At 74.8% G+C, this 15942-nt stretch carries 14 protein-coding genes and 5 tRNA genes; 7 read left to right on the top strand and 12 right to left on the bottom strand.

The window, feature by feature from the left end; translation table 11 throughout:
- Nucleotides 1–53 precede the first annotated feature (53 nt).
- A complete protein-coding gene (locus OG906_RS27330; protein ID WP_329446549.1) occupies nt 54–503 on the bottom strand; it encodes a hypothetical protein in 450 nt (149 codons plus the stop codon).
- A gap of 197 nt (nt 504–700) precedes the next feature.
- Here OG906_RS27330 and OG906_RS27325 point away from each other — a divergent pair, with 197 nt between their 5' ends.
- Nucleotides 701–1222, top strand: coding sequence for a DsbA family protein (locus tag OG906_RS27325; protein WP_329446547.1), 522 nt, complete (start codon nt 701–703; stop codon nt 1220–1222).
- A gap of 12 nt (nt 1223–1234) precedes the next feature.
- Here the strand turns inward: OG906_RS27325 and OG906_RS27320 are convergent, their stop codons facing one another.
- The 3 genes from OG906_RS27320 to OG906_RS27310 are packed head-to-tail and all read right to left on the bottom strand — an operon-like array spanning nt 1235 to nt 3997.
- A complete protein-coding gene (locus OG906_RS27320) occupies nt 1235–2059 on the bottom strand; it encodes a GNAT family N-acetyltransferase (protein WP_329446545.1) in 825 nt (274 codons plus the stop codon).
- Between the two features lie 55 nt (nt 2060–2114).
- Nucleotides 2115–2933, bottom strand: coding sequence for an aminotransferase class IV (locus tag OG906_RS27315; RefSeq protein ID WP_329446543.1), 819 nt, complete (start codon nt 2931–2933; stop codon nt 2115–2117).
- On the bottom strand, nt 2930–3997 hold the full coding sequence (locus OG906_RS27310) for a chorismate-binding protein (RefSeq protein ID WP_329446541.1): 1068 nt from the start codon (nt 3995–3997) through the stop codon (nt 2930–2932). The genes OG906_RS27315 and OG906_RS27310 overlap by 4 nt, the downstream gene beginning before the upstream one ends.
- 180 nt (nt 3998–4177) lie before the next feature.
- Here OG906_RS27310 and OG906_RS27305 point away from each other — a divergent pair.
- The 5 genes from OG906_RS27305 (at nt 4178) to OG906_RS27285 (ending at nt 4656) form a co-directional block, all read left to right on the top strand.
- Nucleotides 4178–4250, top strand: a tRNA-Gly gene (locus OG906_RS27305).
- A 43-nt stretch (nt 4251–4293) separates the two neighbouring features.
- Nucleotides 4294–4367, top strand: a tRNA-Cys gene (locus OG906_RS27300).
- A 1-nt stretch (nt 4368) separates the two neighbouring features.
- Nucleotides 4369–4440: transfer RNA gene (locus OG906_RS27295), tRNA-Val, on the top strand.
- 19 nt (nt 4441–4459) lie between these two features.
- Nucleotides 4460–4531: transfer RNA gene (locus OG906_RS27290), tRNA-Val, on the top strand.
- 50 nt (nt 4532–4581) lie between these two features.
- Nucleotides 4582–4656 (top strand) — tRNA-Val (locus tag OG906_RS27285).
- A gap of 121 nt (nt 4657–4777) precedes the next feature.
- On the opposite strand, the gene OG906_RS27280 is transcribed toward OG906_RS27285, so the two are convergent.
- The 4 genes from OG906_RS27280 to OG906_RS27265 form a co-directional block, all read right to left on the bottom strand.
- Nucleotides 4778–5101 carry a TFIIB-type zinc ribbon-containing protein gene (locus tag OG906_RS27280; RefSeq protein ID WP_267797496.1) on the bottom strand — a complete coding sequence of 108 codons (324 nt, stop codon included), beginning with the start codon at nt 5099–5101 and terminating at the stop codon, nt 4778–4780.
- A gap of 66 nt (nt 5102–5167) precedes the next feature.
- On the bottom strand, nt 5168–6163 hold the full coding sequence (locus OG906_RS27275) for a phosphotransferase (RefSeq protein ID WP_329446539.1): 996 nt from the start codon (nt 6161–6163) through the stop codon (nt 5168–5170).
- Complete coding sequence (locus tag OG906_RS27270) at nt 6151–6447, bottom strand: hypothetical protein (protein ID WP_329446537.1); 297 nt, start codon at nt 6445–6447, stop codon at nt 6151–6153. The genes OG906_RS27275 and OG906_RS27270 overlap by 13 nt, the downstream gene beginning before the upstream one ends.
- Nucleotides 6448–6782: 335 nt before the next feature.
- On the bottom strand, nt 6783–6968 hold the full coding sequence (locus OG906_RS27265; protein WP_053684373.1) for a hypothetical protein: 186 nt from the start codon (nt 6966–6968) through the stop codon (nt 6783–6785).
- A 552-nt stretch (nt 6969–7520) separates the two neighbouring features.
- Between OG906_RS27265 and OG906_RS27260 the strand changes: the two genes are divergently transcribed.
- Nucleotides 7521–8675: a serine/threonine-protein kinase gene (locus OG906_RS27260; RefSeq protein ID WP_329446535.1), complete on the top strand. Its 1155-nt coding sequence runs from the start codon at nt 7521–7523 to the stop codon at nt 8673–8675.
- Nucleotides 8676–8715: 40 nt separating this feature from the next.
- On the opposite strand, the gene OG906_RS27255 is transcribed toward OG906_RS27260, so the two are convergent.
- The 4 genes from OG906_RS27255 to cbiE form a co-directional block, all read right to left on the bottom strand.
- Nucleotides 8716–9546: a TrmH family RNA methyltransferase gene (locus OG906_RS27255; protein ID WP_329446533.1), complete on the bottom strand. Its 831-nt coding sequence runs from the start codon at nt 9544–9546 to the stop codon at nt 8716–8718.
- A gap of 43 nt (nt 9547–9589) precedes the next feature.
- A complete protein-coding gene (cobA, locus tag OG906_RS27250) occupies nt 9590–10807 on the bottom strand; it encodes a uroporphyrinogen-III C-methyltransferase (RefSeq protein ID WP_329446532.1) in 1218 nt (405 codons plus the stop codon).
- 289 nt (nt 10808–11096) lie between these two features.
- Nucleotides 11097–14477, bottom strand: coding sequence for a nicotinate-nucleotide--dimethylbenzimidazole phosphoribosyltransferase (gene cobT, locus OG906_RS27245; protein ID WP_329446529.1), 3381 nt, complete (start codon nt 14475–14477; stop codon nt 11097–11099).
- 236 nt (nt 14478–14713) lie between these two features.
- Entirely contained in the window at nt 14714–15934 is a 1221-nt protein-coding gene (gene cbiE, locus OG906_RS27240) for a precorrin-6y C5,15-methyltransferase (decarboxylating) subunit CbiE (RefSeq protein WP_267797503.1), read from the bottom strand.
- Nucleotides 15935–15942 lie beyond the last annotated feature (8 nt).

Below are 15942 nucleotides of genomic sequence, written 5' to 3'. Positions count from 1 at the left end.
GTACACGCCCCGCCCGCGCCTCGGGGCCCGACCCCCGGCGGGCCCGACCGGGGTCAGATGCCGTGCTTCTTGAGGATGGCCTCGATGTCGGAGAAGTCGTCCGCGGGGGCCGCCGGGGTCTGGCCCGCGGCGGGCCGGGGCGCGCCGGCGCCGAGGGAGGGTGCGGAGGCGTTCGGGGCGACGGCCTCGGGTGCCTGACGGCCCTTGGCGGCCCTGGGCTCCTTCGGCGGCTTCCCGCCCTTCACGACCGCCCGGCGTTCGACGGCGCGGGTGGTCATGAAGAGCAGCCAGGACAGGCCGAGGAGCCCGAAGCCGATCCAGACGGACGGCTTGAAGACCATCCCGGACACCCACTCCACGACGCCCGTCAGCACCAGGGCCACGGGGATCAGCGAGTAGGCGGCGATCCGGGTGGCGGCCAGGAAGCGCTTGCGGTAGGCCGTCACCGCGGCCACGCCCAGGCCCGCCGCGGACACCGCGGAACATATGGTCTCGGCAAGCATGCTGTCCTCCAGGGCAGGGCGGTGAGTCAGGCTTGGGCGTTCTGTCCCCATCCATCCTGCACCGGACGATGCCGCCGCGGCCACGTCCGGAACCGATCCCGCGGCGATCTCCGGGTCATCTCCGGGTCGCGCCTCCTCCCCGGGTACCGGTGGGTGGGGGTGCTCGGAGGTCCGGACACTGCTGGGAGACTGTTCCCATGACCGATTCCCACGCCCCCGCCGCCTCCCCCGCCCCCGTCGTCCTGGAGGTGTGGTGCGAGCTCCAGTGCCCCGACTGCCACGCCGCCCTGGAGGACGTGCGCGCCCTGCGGGCCCGTTACGGCGACCGGCTGGACATCGTGCTGCGCCATTTCCCGCTGGAGAAGCACAAGCACTCCTTCGCCGCCGCGCAGGCCGCCGAGGAGGCCGTGGAGCAGGGCCGGGGCTGGCCGTACGCGGAGGCCGTGCTGGCCCGCACCGCGGAGCTCACCCGGGTCGGCGAGCCCGTCCTGCTGGATGTGGCACGCGAACTCGGCCTGGATGTCGAGGAGTTCGACACCGCGCTGGTCGACGGGCGGCACATCCTGATCGTCGACGCCGACCAGGCCGAGGGCAAGGCGATCGGCGTGACCGGCACCCCGACGTACGTGATCGGCGGCGAACGCCTCGACGGCGGCAAGAGCCAGGACGGTCTGCGCGCCCGCATCGAGGAGATCGCCGACCGCCTGCTGGCCCTCTGACCGGGTTCTCGCTCAGAGCAGGTCCTTGGCGAGGTTCAGGCGGGTCGTGCGGTATCCGAGGGACTCGTAGAGCCGTCGGGCCGGGGTGTTGGTGGTGAAGACGTGGAGCGCCAGGGTCCGTTGGCCGTCGGCGAGGGCCACGCGCTCGGCGAGCAGCATCAGGTCCCGGCCGTGGCCGCGCCCGCGGTGCTCCTCGGCCACCTCGACGTCGAAGACGTACGCGCCCTCGTCGAGCCGCGCGACCCACAGGGTCCCGACGGTGGCGCCGCCCGCCTCCAGGACGGACAGCGAGACGCCCGGACTGGCCAGTCCCCGGGGCAGGTTGGTGTCGTGGTCGGCCTCCGACTTGGCGGCCGCGGCCTGGGGGGACATGCCCCGCTCGACCCAGAGCGCGGCGTAGCTCGCGCGGGCGAGGGCCTCCCACTCCTCGTACTCGGCCGGCGTCATGGGCCGGCCGGTCACCCCCTCGCGCGCGGCGGGCGGCTCGGCGGGGAGTTCCTTGGCCATGTTCCGGCCGTGCTCGACGTACCCGAGGGTCTCGACCAACCGCCGGCCGCCCGCCGAGTCGGCCGGCACCGAGACGCGGACCCGACGGCAGCCCCAGCCCCGCAGCACCTCCTCCGCGGCGAGCGCCGCGACGGTGGCCCGGCCCCGCCGGCGGTCGGGCTCGTCGACGGCGAGGTCGCGGATCTCGCCGACGGCGGGCCCGAAGGGGGTGTCCGTGGCGATCGTCAGCGCGCCGACGCGCCTGCTGTTGACGCGGATCTCGTACGGGCGCGAGCGCGCGCCCCCGTCGCTCTGCTGAAGCGGCCCGCTCGGCCGCAGGGTGGTGGTCATCGTCGAGTTCTACCCGCCGGGCGGCCGCCGCGACAGTGCCCGCCCCCGACGGCGGCTACGGATCGAGGTCCGCGCCCGCCTGCTCGTCGAAGATCCGCATCGCGCGGGCGGTGACCGGCCCGGGGCCGGCGAGTTCTCGCCCGTCGATCCGGTGGACGGCCTGGACGTCGCGCAGGGTCGAGGTGAGGAAGACCTCCTCGGCGTGCTCCAGGGCGTCGAGCGGAAGATCGGTCTCCTTCGCGCCGATCCACCGCACGGTCAGGGCCCGGGTGATGCCCGCGAGGCAACCCGAGGAGACCGGCGGGGTGTGCGCCTGTCCGTCGAGAACCACGAAGACGTTGGAGCCGGTGCCCTCGCAGAGCCGTCCCACGGTGTTGCCGAACAGGGCCTCGCTGGCCCCGGCCGCGTGCGCGCGGGCGAGCGCCACCACGTTCTCGGCGTACGAGGTGGTCTTCAGCCCGGTCACGGCCGAGCGCTCGTTGCGCACCCACGGGACGGTGATCACGGCGGTGGTGTCCGGGCGGCGGGCCGTCGGACCGACCGCGACGACCAGGGTGGGACCGGCCTCCCCGCGATCGGATCCGAGCGGGGACACCCCGCCGGTGTAGGTGATCCGCAGCCGGCCGAGCGGCATCGGGTTGGACTTGAGCACCTCGGCGCAGGCCCGGCGCACCTCGTCGAGGTCGGGGTCGGGCAGGCCGAGGCCGCGCGCCGAGCGGGTCAGCCGGTCCAGGTGGCGGGTGAGCGCGAAGGCGTCCCCGTCGCTCGCCCGGAGCGTCTCGAAGACGCCGTCCCCCACGGTCAGCCCGTGGTCCAGCACCGACACCTTCGCGTCGTCCACGTCCCGCAATGTGCCGCCGAGCCAGATCTTCACCGCACGCTCCCCGCGCTCAGCCCGTGCGTCTCGGGCGTGCCGGAGGCGACGCCGAGCAGCCGGGCGGCCTTCAATTCCGTTTCCGCCCATTCGCGGTCCGGGTCGGACCCCCAGGTGATCCCCGCGCCGGTGCCGAAGCACAGGCGGGGTCCGCCCGCTGCCGTGCGGTCGATCCAGAAGGTCCGGATGCCGACGGCGAGCTCGGCGGTGCCCTGATCGGCGTCGACCCACCCGATGCCGCCACAGTAGGGGCCGCGCGGGGCGGTCTCCAGCTCTTCGATGATCCGCAGCGCGGAGGATTTGGGGGCGCCGGTCACCGAACCGGGCGGGAAGGTCGCGCCGAGCAGCTCCGCCCAGCCCGCGCCCTCGGCGAGTTCGCCGCTGACGGTGGACACGAGGTGGACCAGCCCGGGGTGCTCCTCGACCTCGCACAGGGCGGGGACGGCGACGGAGCCGGTGGCGCAGACGCGGCCGAGGTCGTTGCGTACCAGGTCGACGATCATCACGTTCTCGGCGTGGTCCTTGGGGAGCAGGTCGGCCACCGTCCGGCCGGTTCCCTTGATGGGGCCCGACTCCACGTGACGGCCGCTGCGGCGCAGGTACAGCTCGGGCGAGGCGGTCGCGATCTCGACGCCGCGCGCCGGCAGCCGAATCGTTCCTGCGTAGGGCGCCGGGTTGCCGCGCGCGAGCAGTGCGGTGAGGGCGTCCACGTCGGCGGTGGCCGCGTCGGGCAGCGGCGCGGACATCACCCGGCACAGGTTCGCCTGGTAGACCTCGCCCTTCGCGATGTCCTCGCGCACGCGCCGGACGCCGGCCACGTACGCGGCGCGGTCGAGCGAGGAGACCCAGCCGTCGGCGGCGGGACCGCGCCAGGCGCCGGGCACCGGCGCGGGAACGGGGTCGGGGCGTACGTCGCCGAACCGCGCGCAGACCAGTCGGCCCTCGAAGTCGGCGGCCACGGCCCAGAAGCCGGTGGAGTCGAGGGCGGAGGGGTCGCTGGTGACATCGCGGAGATCGGTCGCGAGGCGGCCGCCGAAGCGGGCCAAGGGGGGCAGGTCGTGCACGGCTGCGAGTCTATGACCGGTGACGGGATCCCGCCGGTGAGGTGACGGCCGGGTGACCGGCGGTGATCGACCGGCAGCACGCTGCGGAAACGCGTTTTTGAGCTGGCCCGGGAATCCGCTAGAGTTCAACACGTCGCCAGGGAGCGAAGGGGCAACCCCCCGGAACAAACACGGTGACCTGCGGACGTAGCTCAGTTGGTAGAGCACCACCTTGCCAAGGTGGATGTCGCGAGTTCGAGTCTCGTCGTCCGCTCGAAGTGGGGGATCATCTTCCCGAGAACCCCCCACGGCTCCATGGTGGAGTGGCCGAGAGGCGAGGCAACGGCCTGCAAAGCCGTCTACACGGGTTCAAATCCCGTCTCCACCTCCAAGGACGATTAGCTCAGCGGGAGAGCGCTTCCCTGACACGGAAGAGGTCACTGGTTCAATCCCAGTATCGTCCACTGGTCCGCAAGGATCCCCGCGCGATTAGCTCAGCGGGAGAGCGCTTCCCTGACACGGAAGAGGTCACTGGTTCAATCCCAGTATCGCGCACGCAGTATCATCGCCACACGTGCTTTACTTGCGGCCATCAAGCCGTTCCCGCGCGATTAGCTCAGCGGGAGAGCGCTTCCCTGACACGGAAGAGGTCACTGGTTCAATCCCAGTATCGCGCACCATCCGGAAGCCCCGGCCGTCTCGACGGTCGGGGCTGCCGCGTTGTCCCGGCGGGTGCGCCCGCCGGTTCGCCGGCCGGTCGGGGCCCGTGCGCGTACCGGGCCCCGGACTCGGCGCGCGGCGTCAGGAGGAGAACAGCATCCGGCCGAAGCCGCCACGGTGGTTCTTGCCGTGACCGTGGCCGTGGCCGTAGCCGCCGTGCTGCTGCGGGGCGCCCCAGGCCGGCGCGGGTGCGGGGGCTCCGTGCTGGGCCGGGTAGGGGGCCGGCGGCGCGGCGGGCGGCGGGACCTGGCCGTACTGCTGGGAGGTGTACTGCGACTCCAGGCGGGTCAGCGCCTCCAGCTCGCCGTAGTCGAGGAAGATGCCGCGGCAGCCGCTGCACTGCTCGATCTGGACGCCGTTGCGGTTGTAGGTGTGCATCATCGCGTGACACTTCGGACACTGCATGACCGGATCAACTCCTCGCCGTGTACGTCGCCGCCGCAGGGGTGCCCCGGTGGCGTGGGGCTCACCCTACGACGGAGGCTGCGGCTCCCACTCGGGCGGGAGGGCGGAAATTCGGGCACAGGAGTCCACCATCAGCCGCTCCCCCTCGTCGAGGTCCCGGTTCCCGGCCGCCGCCTTGGCCAGGGCGAGGGCGGCGGTCTGTACGGTCAGGGCCCGGGCAACGACGTCGAGTTCCGGCCACGGGTCGGTGCCGGGCGGACCGGCGGCGGGCCCGCCGGCGGACCGGTAGGCGTCGAGGAAGCACAGCCAGTCCTCGGGGGCGAGCAGGCCGGCGGCGTACCAGGCGGCGGGGCGGGCCAGGTCCCAGGCGGGGACGCCGAGTCCGAGGTCGTCGACGTCGATGAGCCGCCAGGCGCCGTCCGGGGCCGGGCAGCGCACCAGTTGCCCGAGGTGCAGGTCCCCGTGGCACAGGACCCCGCCGCGGGGCGGCTCACCCACCCCGCGCGCCCACCCGGGCAGGGTCCGCGCGGCGTTCCACACGACCCGGGCGTCGGCGGGGCCCGGGACGCCCCCGGGAACCGGCGGCGCGGCGTCGGGCAGGGCCCGGGCGAGGCGGTGCAGGGCGCGGGCGACCTTGGCCGGGCCGCGCATCGGCGGAACCGGTCCGGGGAGCGTGTGCACGGGGACGCGGTGGAGGGCCGCCAGGAGTCGGGCGACCTCCTCCCACGGGGCGTCCTCGGGGCGCGCGGGATCCACCGGGGCTCCGTACGGCCACAGCGAGACGGGGCGTCGCAGGACGTGGCCGGCCTCCACGGTCAGCGGCGGCAGCAACACCTCGGCCAGCGCCCGCTCCCCCGCGATCCGCATCCGTACGGCGAGACCGCCCCGGTCGGTGTCCTCGGCGTGCGCCTTGACCACGGCGGCGCCGCAGCGCACGACGGTGCCGTCGTCCCGGTCGGCAAGGAGGACGTACGGGTGGGGCGCGGTGTCGGGCCACACGGTGGAGGCGTACGCGGCGAGGGCGGCGGGCAGGCCCGCCGGCCGGTCGTTCAGCGGAACCATGCGGTCGTCCCGTCGATGTGGAGCAGGAAGTCGTCCAGCGGCCCCGAGGGGGAGACGAGCGTCAGCGTCCGCGCGATGGGGGCGTAGGCGGCGTCGAACCGTTCGTCGTAGACCTCGGCGGCCATCGTCTCCCGGACGGCGTCGAACCACGGCTTCACCTCGGCGAAGGCGGGCTCGGCGGTGAAGCGGCCGTACAACCAGGGGAAGTCGGTCTCCTCCACGGTGATCGTGCCGAGCAGCACGTCCTCGCGCATCAGGCGCCAGGTGGCGTCGTCCTGGGTCATGGTGGCCGGCTCCGGTGTCGCCCCGCCGCCGCCGGGCGCGGCCGCGGTCCCAGGAGGAGGTTACGGACTCGGGTGCGGTCGGGGTGTCCGGAGCGCGGCCGTGTCCCGCTCGTCGGGGGGCGGTCGCACGGACGTCGCAGGAACGTCGCACGGACCTCGCGGGGAAAGCGCGGGGCGGATGAGGACGGGGGTCGCATGGAAAAGGGTGCTGCCCGTCCGACTCCCCAGTCGTACGGGCAGCACCCTTCACCTGCCGTCCGTCGCGCCCCCGTCCCCACGGGGTTCGACAGGCCGATGTCCCGGTCCGGGCCGCTCTCCCGGACCCGGGGCGCCGCTCAGCGCCCCAGCATCGCGCCCACGGACGACGCCTGCGCCGCCACCTGGTCGAATCCTCCGAAGACGAAGAGCAGGACGGCGGCCAGGGGGAGGACCATGGCGGCGGCCACCAGCGGGTGCCGCTTGCCGGACTCATGGCCGTTGAACGCGAATGCCTTGCGTCCCTGCCGTGCGATGTCCGCCATGGCCCTCTCCCTGTCGTTTGGCAGCGGCGGGCTTGTGACCTCGGGGGACGAGTGCGCCACCCGCCGCTTGTCTTCAACACTAGGCGGCCGGCGGGCGCCTGGCCTCATGCCTGTGTACCCATTGGCAGGCCTCCAGGAGGATGACGGGGTCACCCCCCGCCTACTCCCCTGGGTGGAGACCGACCCCCCGCCGTGAGGGTCATCCCGGAGGGGATGACCGGAGGGTAGTGACTTCGCTCACTTCCGTCACTCCCCGCACACGCGTGTCCTCCCGCGTGGTGTGGATCAAGCCGGCGGCGACTCCGCGCGAGATCCACTCCGGCAGGGCCGCCGGATCCGCCCGGAACGGGGCCAATCCCCTTGCCCGTACGGCCGTTTGAGCTTCCGCCGGCCGGTGGGGCGAAGCACCGCGGATTCGTCTGAACAACCCTCAAGTGGCTTGCTCCGCACTGACAATCGAATCTCCCGGCGAGGGCGCGGCCTCTGAGCGCCGATGGCGGATGGTCCGTAAGCTGTGGCACGTCAGCAGGACGACCGGGCGGCGGGGTGGACATGGCGATGATGCGGCTCCGGCGCGAGGACCCGCGTGTCGTCGGTTCGTTCAGGCTGCACCGGCGGCTCGGCGCCGGCGGCATGGGCGTGGTCTACCTGGGCTCCGACCGGCGCGGACAGCGTGTCGCGCTCAAGGTCATCCGGCCCGATCTGGCGGAGGACCAGGAGTTCCGCTCCCGTTTCGCCCGCGAGGTGTCCGCCGCGCGGAGGATCCGGGGCGGGTGCACGGCGCGGCTGGTGGCCGCCGACCTGGAGGCCGAACGGCCCTGGTTCGCGACCCAGTACGTCCCGGGACCCTCCCTGCACGACAAGGTGGCCGAAGAGGGCCCGCTCACGGCCGCGCAGATCGCCGCGATCGGCGCCGCGCTGTCGGAGGGCCTCGTCGCCGTGCACGAGGCGGGTGTCGTCCACCGCGACCTCAAGCCCTCGAACATTCTTCTCTCCCCCAAGGGTCCGCGGATCATCGACTTCGGGATCGCGTGGGCCACCGGGGCGAGCACCCTCACCCATGTGGGCACCGCCGTCGGCTCCCCCGGCTTCCTCGCGCCCGAGCAGGTGCGCGGGGCGGCCGTCACCCCCGCGACCGACGTGTTCTCCCTCGGCGCCACCCTCGCCTACGCGGCGACCGCCGACTCGCCCTTCGGGCACGGCAGTTCCGAGGTCATGTTGTACCGGGTGGTGCACGAGGAGCCCCACCTCCAGGGGGTTCCGGACGCGCTCGCGCCGCTCGTGCGGGCCTGCCTCGCCAAGGATCCGGAGGAGCGGCCGAGCACCCTCCAGCTGTCGATGCGGCTGAAGGAGATCGCGGCGCGCGAGGCGCAGGGGTTGGGCGAGGCCCGGCCGCCGGCGCAGCGCGGACGTACCGAGCGGTCGCCCGCCGAGGAGTACGTCGACCAGCGGACGGAGCGGCGTACGGGCGGCAACACGATCCCCCGGGCGACGGGGCCGCACAGCGGACCGCACTCGCGGCCCTCGTCCCCCCGCAACCCCGGCTCCGCGGCGGGCCGTACGGGCGGGCGGCCGGCGCCGCGGACGACCGGGACGGGGCGGCGGCCGTCGCGGCCGGACCCGAAGCTGATGCGGCAGCGGCTGATCGTGTTCATCGTGGTGACGCTGGTCGTGGCGCTGGGGATCGCCGCCGCGCAGAAGCTGTAGCGGGGTCCCGCGGGGCCCGGGCCCGGCGGGACCCCGGGCGCTACGCCTGTGGGGACGCGGGCGGGCGGGTCGCGTAGAACGCGACGGCGGAGGCCGCCGCCACGTTGAGCGAGTCGATGCCCTCGGCCATGGGGATGCGCACCCATTCGTCGGCGGCCCGCAGGGCGTACGTGGACAGGCCGTGCCCCTCCGAACCGAGCATGATCGCGGAGCGCGCGAACCGCTCCGGCGGCACCTGGTCCAACGGGGTGGCCTTCTCGCTCGGCGTCATGGCGAGGATCCGGTAGCCCGCTTCGCGGACCTTCTCCAGGTCGGCGGGCCACTGGTCCAGGCGGGCGTACGGCACCGAGAAGACCGAGCCCATCGAGACCTTGATGGCACGCCGGTACAGCGGGTCCGCGCAGTCCGGGGAGAGCAGTATGGCGCTGATCCCGAGGGCGGCGGCGCTGCGGAACGCGGCGCCCAGGTTGGCGTGGTCGACGAATCCCTCGAACACGCCGATCCGCTGCCCCGTCGACTCCTGCGCGAGCAGTTCCTCGGCGGTGGGCAGCGGCTTGCGCTGCATCGAGGCGAGGGCGCCGCGGTGCACGTGGTAGCCGGTGACGCGTTCGGCGAGCTCGGGCGTGACCGCGTAGACGGGGGCCGGGAGTTCGTCGATGACGTCGCGCATGACGTCGACCCACTTGGCGGACAACAGCATCGAACGCATCTCGTACCCGGCGTCCTTGGCCCGTCTGATGACCTTCTCGCCCTCGGCGATGAAGAGGCCTTCGGCGGGCTCGCGCCGACGTCTCAGTTCGACGTCGGTCAGGCCCGTGTAGTCGCGCAGGCGGGGGTCGTCGGGGTCTTCGACGGTGATGAGATCTGCCACAGGGTGATACTGCCTTGTCCTGGGTGTGGTGCCAACGGCCCGGTCAGGCGCTGGGGGTGTGAACCGCGACGACCGCGCCGATCACGATGACCGCGGGCGGGCGGATCTCCTCGGCGCGCACCGTCTCCCCGACGGTGGCGAGGGTGGCGTCGACCCGGCGTTGGGCGGCGGTGGTGCCCTCCTGGACGACCGCGACGGGGGTGTCGGCGGGGCGGCCGTGGCGGATCAGGGCCTCGGCGATCAGGCCGATCTTGTCGACGCCCATGAGGATCACCAGGGTGCCGGTGAGCTTGGCGAGGGAGGCCCAGTCCACGAGCGAGCGCGGGTCGTCGGGGCCGACGTGGCCGCTGACGACCGTGAACTCGTGTGCCACGCCGCGGTGGGTGACCGGGATGCCGGCCGCGCCCGGGACGGAGATGGAGCTGGAGATGCCCGGCACGACGGTGCAGGGGATGCCGGCCTCCGCGAGGGCCTGGAGTTCCTCCATGCCGCGGCCGAAGACGTACGGGTCTCCGCCCTTGAGCCGGACCACGGCCTTGCCGGCCTTGGCGTGCTCGACGAGGGCGTTGTTGATGGCCTCCTGGGCCATGAACCGGCCGTACGGGATCTTCGCGGCGTCGATGACCTCGACGTGCGGCGGCAGTTCGTCGAGCAGGTCACGGGGGCCGAGCCGGTCCGCGATGACCACGTCGGCCTCGGCGAGCAGCCGGCGGCCGCGCACGGTGATCAGGTCGGGGTCGCCGGGGCCGCCGCCGACGAGGGCCACGCCGGGGGCGGACCGGTGTCGGTGGCCGGGGGCGGCGAGGGTGCCCTCGCGCAGGCCCTCCAGGATCGCGTCGCGGACGGAGGCGGAGCGGCGGGGGTCGTTGCCGGTCAGCACGGCGACGGTGACGCCCTCGACGCGGCCGGTGGCCGGGGTCCAGGCGGTGGCCGCGGAGGCGTCGTCGGCGCGCACGCACCAGACGCGCTCGCGCTCGGCCTCGGCGGAGGCCCGCTCGTTGTCCTCGCGGTTCTGGGTGGCGATCAGGGCGTACCAGGCGCCCGCGAGGTCGCCGTCCCGGTAGCGGCGGCGCTCCCAGCGGATCTCGCCGGTCTCCGCCATGGCGTCCACGGAGGGCGTGGCGGAAGGGGAGACGAGCAGGACGTCGGCCCCGGCGGCGATGAGCGCGGGGAGGCGTCGCTGGGCGACTTGGCCACCGCCGATGACGACGACGCGGCGGCCGGCCAGGCGGAGTCCTACGGGGTAGGTGGGATGTGCCATGGCGGTGCGGCTCCTGATGCGGCGGGGTGAGGGCCGCTGCGGCGCTGAAGCGGCTGGTGGGGCGGGGTGTGGTGTGCCCGGGTCCACGATACGACCCGGCAGCCGACCGGTCCTTCCGGGGGCCGGTGCCCGGTCCGGCGCGACGGGACCACGTCGGGACCGCGTCGAGACCGTGCGGTCGGGCCCGGCGGGGGCCGACCGGGCCGGGGGGCGGAGCCCGGAGGACCGGCCCCGGCGCCCCGGGCGGGGCGTCGGGGCCGGGACGGGTCGCTCCCCCGGCCGGGGCCGGCTACTTCTCGGTGACGCCCGCCGAGTCGAACGTGGCGACCTCGTGCATCGCGCGGGCGGCGCTCTGTACCAGGGGCAGGGCCAGCAGGGCGCCCGTGCCCTCGCCGAGGCGCAGGTCCAGGTCGACCAGGGGGCGCAGGCCGAGCTTGTTCAGGGCGGCCACGTGGCCCGGCTCCGCGCTGCGGTGGCCGGCGATGCACGCCGACAGGGCCTCCGGGGCGATCGCCCGGGCGACCAGGGCGGCCGCGCCGGCGCTCACGCCGTCCAGGATGACCGGCGTACGGAGCGAGGCCCCGCCGAGCAGGAGTCCGACGATCGCCGCGTGTTCCAGACCGCCGATGGCCGCCAGGACGCCGATCGGGTCGGCCGGGTCGGGCTGGTGGAGTTCCAGGGCGCGCCGTACGACCTCGACCTTGCGGGCGTGCGTCTCGTCGTTGATGCCGGTGCCGCGTCCGGTGACCTCGCCCGGGTCCACCCCGGTGAAGACCGAGATCAGGGCCGCCGACACCGTGGTGTTCGCGATGCCCATCTCGCCGGTGAGCAGTGCCTTGTTGCCGGCGGCGACCAGGTCGCGGGCGGTCTCGATGCCGACCTCGATGGCCGCGATGGCCTCTTCGCGGGTCATCGCCGGACCGACGGACATGTCGGCCGTGCCCGGTCGGACCTTGCGCGGCAGGAGTCCGGGAGTGGCGGGGAGGTCCCCGGCGACACCGACGTCGATGACGCAGACCTCGGCGCCCACCTGGTTGGCGAAGGCGTTGCAGACCGCTCCGCCGCCGAGGAAGTTGGCCACCATCTGGGTGGTGACCTCCTGCGGCCAGGGGGTCACGCCCTGGGCGTGCACCCCGTGGTCGCCGGCGAAGATCGCGACGGCCGCGGGCTCCGGGATCGGGGGCGGGCAGACCCGCGACAGGCCGGCGAGCTGCGCGGAGATGATTTCGAGCATGCCCAGGGCCCCGGCGGGCTTGGTCATGCGCTTCTGTCGCTCCCAGGCCTCGCCGAGCGCCTTCGCGTCGAGCGGGCGGATGCCGGCGACGGTCTCGGAGAGCAGGTCGTGCGGTTCGGCGCCGGGCAGCGCGCGGCGCCCGTACGTCTCCTCGTGGACGACCCAGGCCAGCGGCCGGCGCTGGGACCAGCCGGCCTGCGCCAGCTCGGGCTCCTCGGGGAACTCGTCGACGTACCCGACGCACAGGTAGGCGACGACCTCCAGGTGCTCGGGCAGGCCCAGTTCGCGGACCATCTCGCGCTCGTCGAAGAAGCTGACCCAGCCGACGCCGATGCCTTCGGCGCGGGCGGCGAGCCAGAGGTTCTCGACGGCGAGGGCCGAGGAGTACGGCGCCATCTGCGGCTGCGTGTGCCGGCCGAGGGTGTGGCGGCCGCCGCGCGTCGGGTCGGCGGTGACGACGATGTTCACCGGGGTGTCGAGGATGGCCTCGATCTTGAGTTCCTTGAACTGCTTCGCCCGGCCCTTGGGGAGGGACTTGGCGTAGGCCTCGCGCTGGCGCTGGGCGAGTTCGTGCATGGTCCGGCGGGTCTCGGCGGACCGGATGACGACGAAGTCCCAGGGCTGGGAGTGGCCGACGCTGGGTGCGGTGTGGGCCGCCTCCAGGACGCGCAGCAGCACCTCGTGCGGGATCGGGTCGGAGCGGAAGCCCTTGCGGATGTCGCGGCGTTCGCGCATGACGCGCTGGATGGCGTCGCGCTCGGCCTCGTCGTAGCCGGCGGGGGCCGGTTCGCCGACGGGGGCGACGGCGAGGGGCTCCGGCGCCTCGGCCTCGACGGGTTCGGCGGCCTCCGGGGCCTCGGGGGTCTCCGGGGCCTCCTCGGGCACGACCACGACGGGGTGCGCGGGCTCGACGGGCTGCGGCGCGGGCTCGACGGCCTGCGCGGCTTCCTGCGGCTCGGCGGACTCGGCGGCGGCGACCGCCTCGACCTCGGCTTCCTCCACCTCGGCGGGGACGACGGGGGCGATCGGCGCGGCCGGCGCCTCGGGTACGACGACGGCTTCGAGGGGCTCGGCGGGCGGAGCCGCTTCCACCGGCGCCGGCTCCGCGGCCTGGGGCTCGGCCGGCGCAGCGACGGCTTCGGCGCTCTCCACGGCTTCGGCGGGCAGCGGCTGGGGCTCGATCGGCGCCGCGACGGCCTCGGGCGCGGCCGGCGGCGCGGTCTCGACGACGGGCTGCGGAATCTCGGGCGCGGCCTCCACCACGGCGGGCGGGGGCTCGACCGCGACGACCGGTTCCGGGGCGGGCTCGGGCTCGGGCTGCGGTGCGGGCGCCGTGCCGGCCTCCGCGGGCGCCGGGGCCGCCACGGCGTCGGCGGGCGCGGGGACCTCGGCGGGCGGGGCCGTCTCGACGGGTTCGACGGCCTCGGCCGCCGGCTCCGGGACGACGACGGGCTCGGGCTCGTTCGCCGGGACCGGTTCGGCCTCGACCGGCGCGGCCTCGGCGGCCCGCACGGGCTCCACCGGGGTCTCGGACTCGGGCTCCACCGCGGCGGCGACGGGCTCCGCCTCGGCGACGGGCTCGGGGGCCGGGAGGACCGGCTCGGCGGCCCAGGGGGCGCCGGCCTGCGGCGGGATCTCACCCTGCGGCGCGGCGGGGGCGGGGACGTCCTCGGCGCGCGGGATGTCCAGGTACTCGGGGCCCGTGGTCGGCGGCCCGGCCTGGCGGATCGGCATCGGCGTCACGGGGGTCTGCGGCGCGGCAGCCGGACCCCGGTCGGCGAGGGAACGTACGAGTCCGCCGGCCTCGGGGACGGGCGGGCCCATGTGCAGGGGGCGCCGGGAGGGGGTCGCGGGAGCCGGCGGGACCGGCGGCGCGGTGGGCGACGGGATCAGCAGGCCGCCGAGGTCGAGCGAACCGGAGTCCCGGCCGCCCGCCTCGTGGGCACCGGCGCTGTAGAACGGCTCCGGCTGTCCGGCGTCGGGGAAGCCCGGATGCGCGGGCTCGGCGTACCCGGGCGCGGCGGCCTCGGGGTGGACGGGCGCGGGCTCGGTGTAGGCGGGCGCCGCCGGCTCGGGGAACCGGGGCGCGGCGGCCGGGTCGGCGTACGCCGGGGCGGCCGTGGCGTCGGCGTACGGGCCGGTCGGGGCCGCGGACTGCTGCGCGTACTGCTCGTACGCGGGGGCCTCGTCGTACGCGGGGGCCGACTCGATCGGGAACGCCGGCGGCGGAACCAGCTGCGGGTCGCTCCACGCGCCCTGGCCGCTCGGCATCAGCAGCAGTTCCTCGTCCTCCGGCTCGGCCGGATTGTCCACGAGGTCCTGGAAGGCGTAGCCCGCCGGGATCTGCGGCGGGACCGGGGCGGGGATGCTCTGCTGATCCACCATGCCCGCGTTGTCCGGGTGGCCCTCGCCCGGAACCTGGCCGGTGTCAGTCATGCGTACCCCTCGCCCATCGGTGTTGCCTCTTCGATCGCCCGACGCCCACGTGACCAACGAGCGGGGTCGCCGTGCGTCGCGTTCGCGTCACGCCCGTACACACGACAACCACTGAGCATTGTCGCGCTCGCCGGCCACCGTGTCGGCCGGAAATCACCACGGTCCGTTGTGGACTGCGCCACGTCGCGTGGTCTGTGGGCGGTACGCCGATCGGTCAGCCTACCCCGGGCCCTTCCTCAGGTCCTGTCCGGGCGGTTCGCAGGGCGTTCGGCGGCCAGCAGGAAGACGACGGAACGCTGTCGTTCGGTCCAGGAGCGGGTGTCGAGGCCGACGGACTGGAGCAGCGCGCACTCGACGGCGTACCCGTGTTCGGTGAGGGTGCGGCCGATGGCCTCGGCCTCGTCGCGGGTCGAGGCGTGGCTGACGATCCGCTCGGGGCGCCGGTCCGCGACGGCGGCGACGACCTCGGCTCCGCCTCCGCCGACCCGCACGACGTCGGGTTCGGGGAGGTCTTCGAGGACGTGGGGCGCGCGACCGTTGACGATCTGGAGCTGTGTGCCGCGGCCGCGGGCGGCGGTGGCGAGGCGGGCGCAGGCGTGCGGGTCCGCGTCGACGGCGATGACGGCGGCGCCGAACGCGGCGGCGTCCAGGGCGAGGGTGCCGGAGCCGGTGCCGATGTCCCAGACGAGGTCGCCGGGGCGCGGGCCGAGTCGGGCGAGCTGGGCGGCCCGCAGCAGGGCGGACTCGCCCTCGCCGGTGTCGGCCTGCGGTCGGGCCCAGCCCCGGTCACCGCCGGCCGCGACGCCCTGGCCGAGCAGCCAGCCGGGGTCGGCCGCGACGCCGCCGGCCTGGGCGGCGCCGCCGATGACGATGACGACGTTGGGGTCGCGCCAGGTGTGGTCGGCGACCCGGTCGGAGGTGAGGACGGTGACCCGTTCCCGTTCGGTGCCGAGTTCCTCGCAGATGACGAAGGTCCGGTGGACTCCGCCGAGCAGCAGGGCCAGTTCGGCGGGGCCCGCTCCGGGTGAGGTGAGGACGGCGACCTTGCCGTGGGCGCGGCAGACGTTGACGGCGCGGCGCAGGGTGCGGGGGTGGGCCACGACGACCTGGGCGTCGTCCCAGGGCATGCCGGCGCGGGCGAAGGCGGCGGCCACGGCCGAGACGGCGGGGACCACCTCGACTTCGAGGCCGTGTTCGGGGGCGCGCAGGGTGCGTACGACCCCGAAGAAGCCGGGGTCGCCGTCGGCCAGGACCACGGCGGTGCCGCGGTGGCCGGCGATCCGGCGGGCGGCGAGGCCGAGGCTGCCGAGGCGGATGCGTTCCGCGCCGGGGGGGATCTCGGGGAGCGCGAGGTGGTGGGCCGCGCCGGCCACGAGGGTGGCGGCGGAGAGCGCGGACCGGGCGGCCGCGGTCAAGGGCGAACCGTCCCAGCCGATCACCGTGACCCGGTCGGCCATCGTCGTCA

Source organism: Streptomyces sp. NBC_01426, assembly GCF_036231985.1.
Taxonomy (GTDB): Bacteria; Actinomycetota; Actinomycetes; order Streptomycetales; family Streptomycetaceae; genus Streptomyces.
This window is presented reverse-complemented; position numbering and strand designations above follow the sequence as displayed.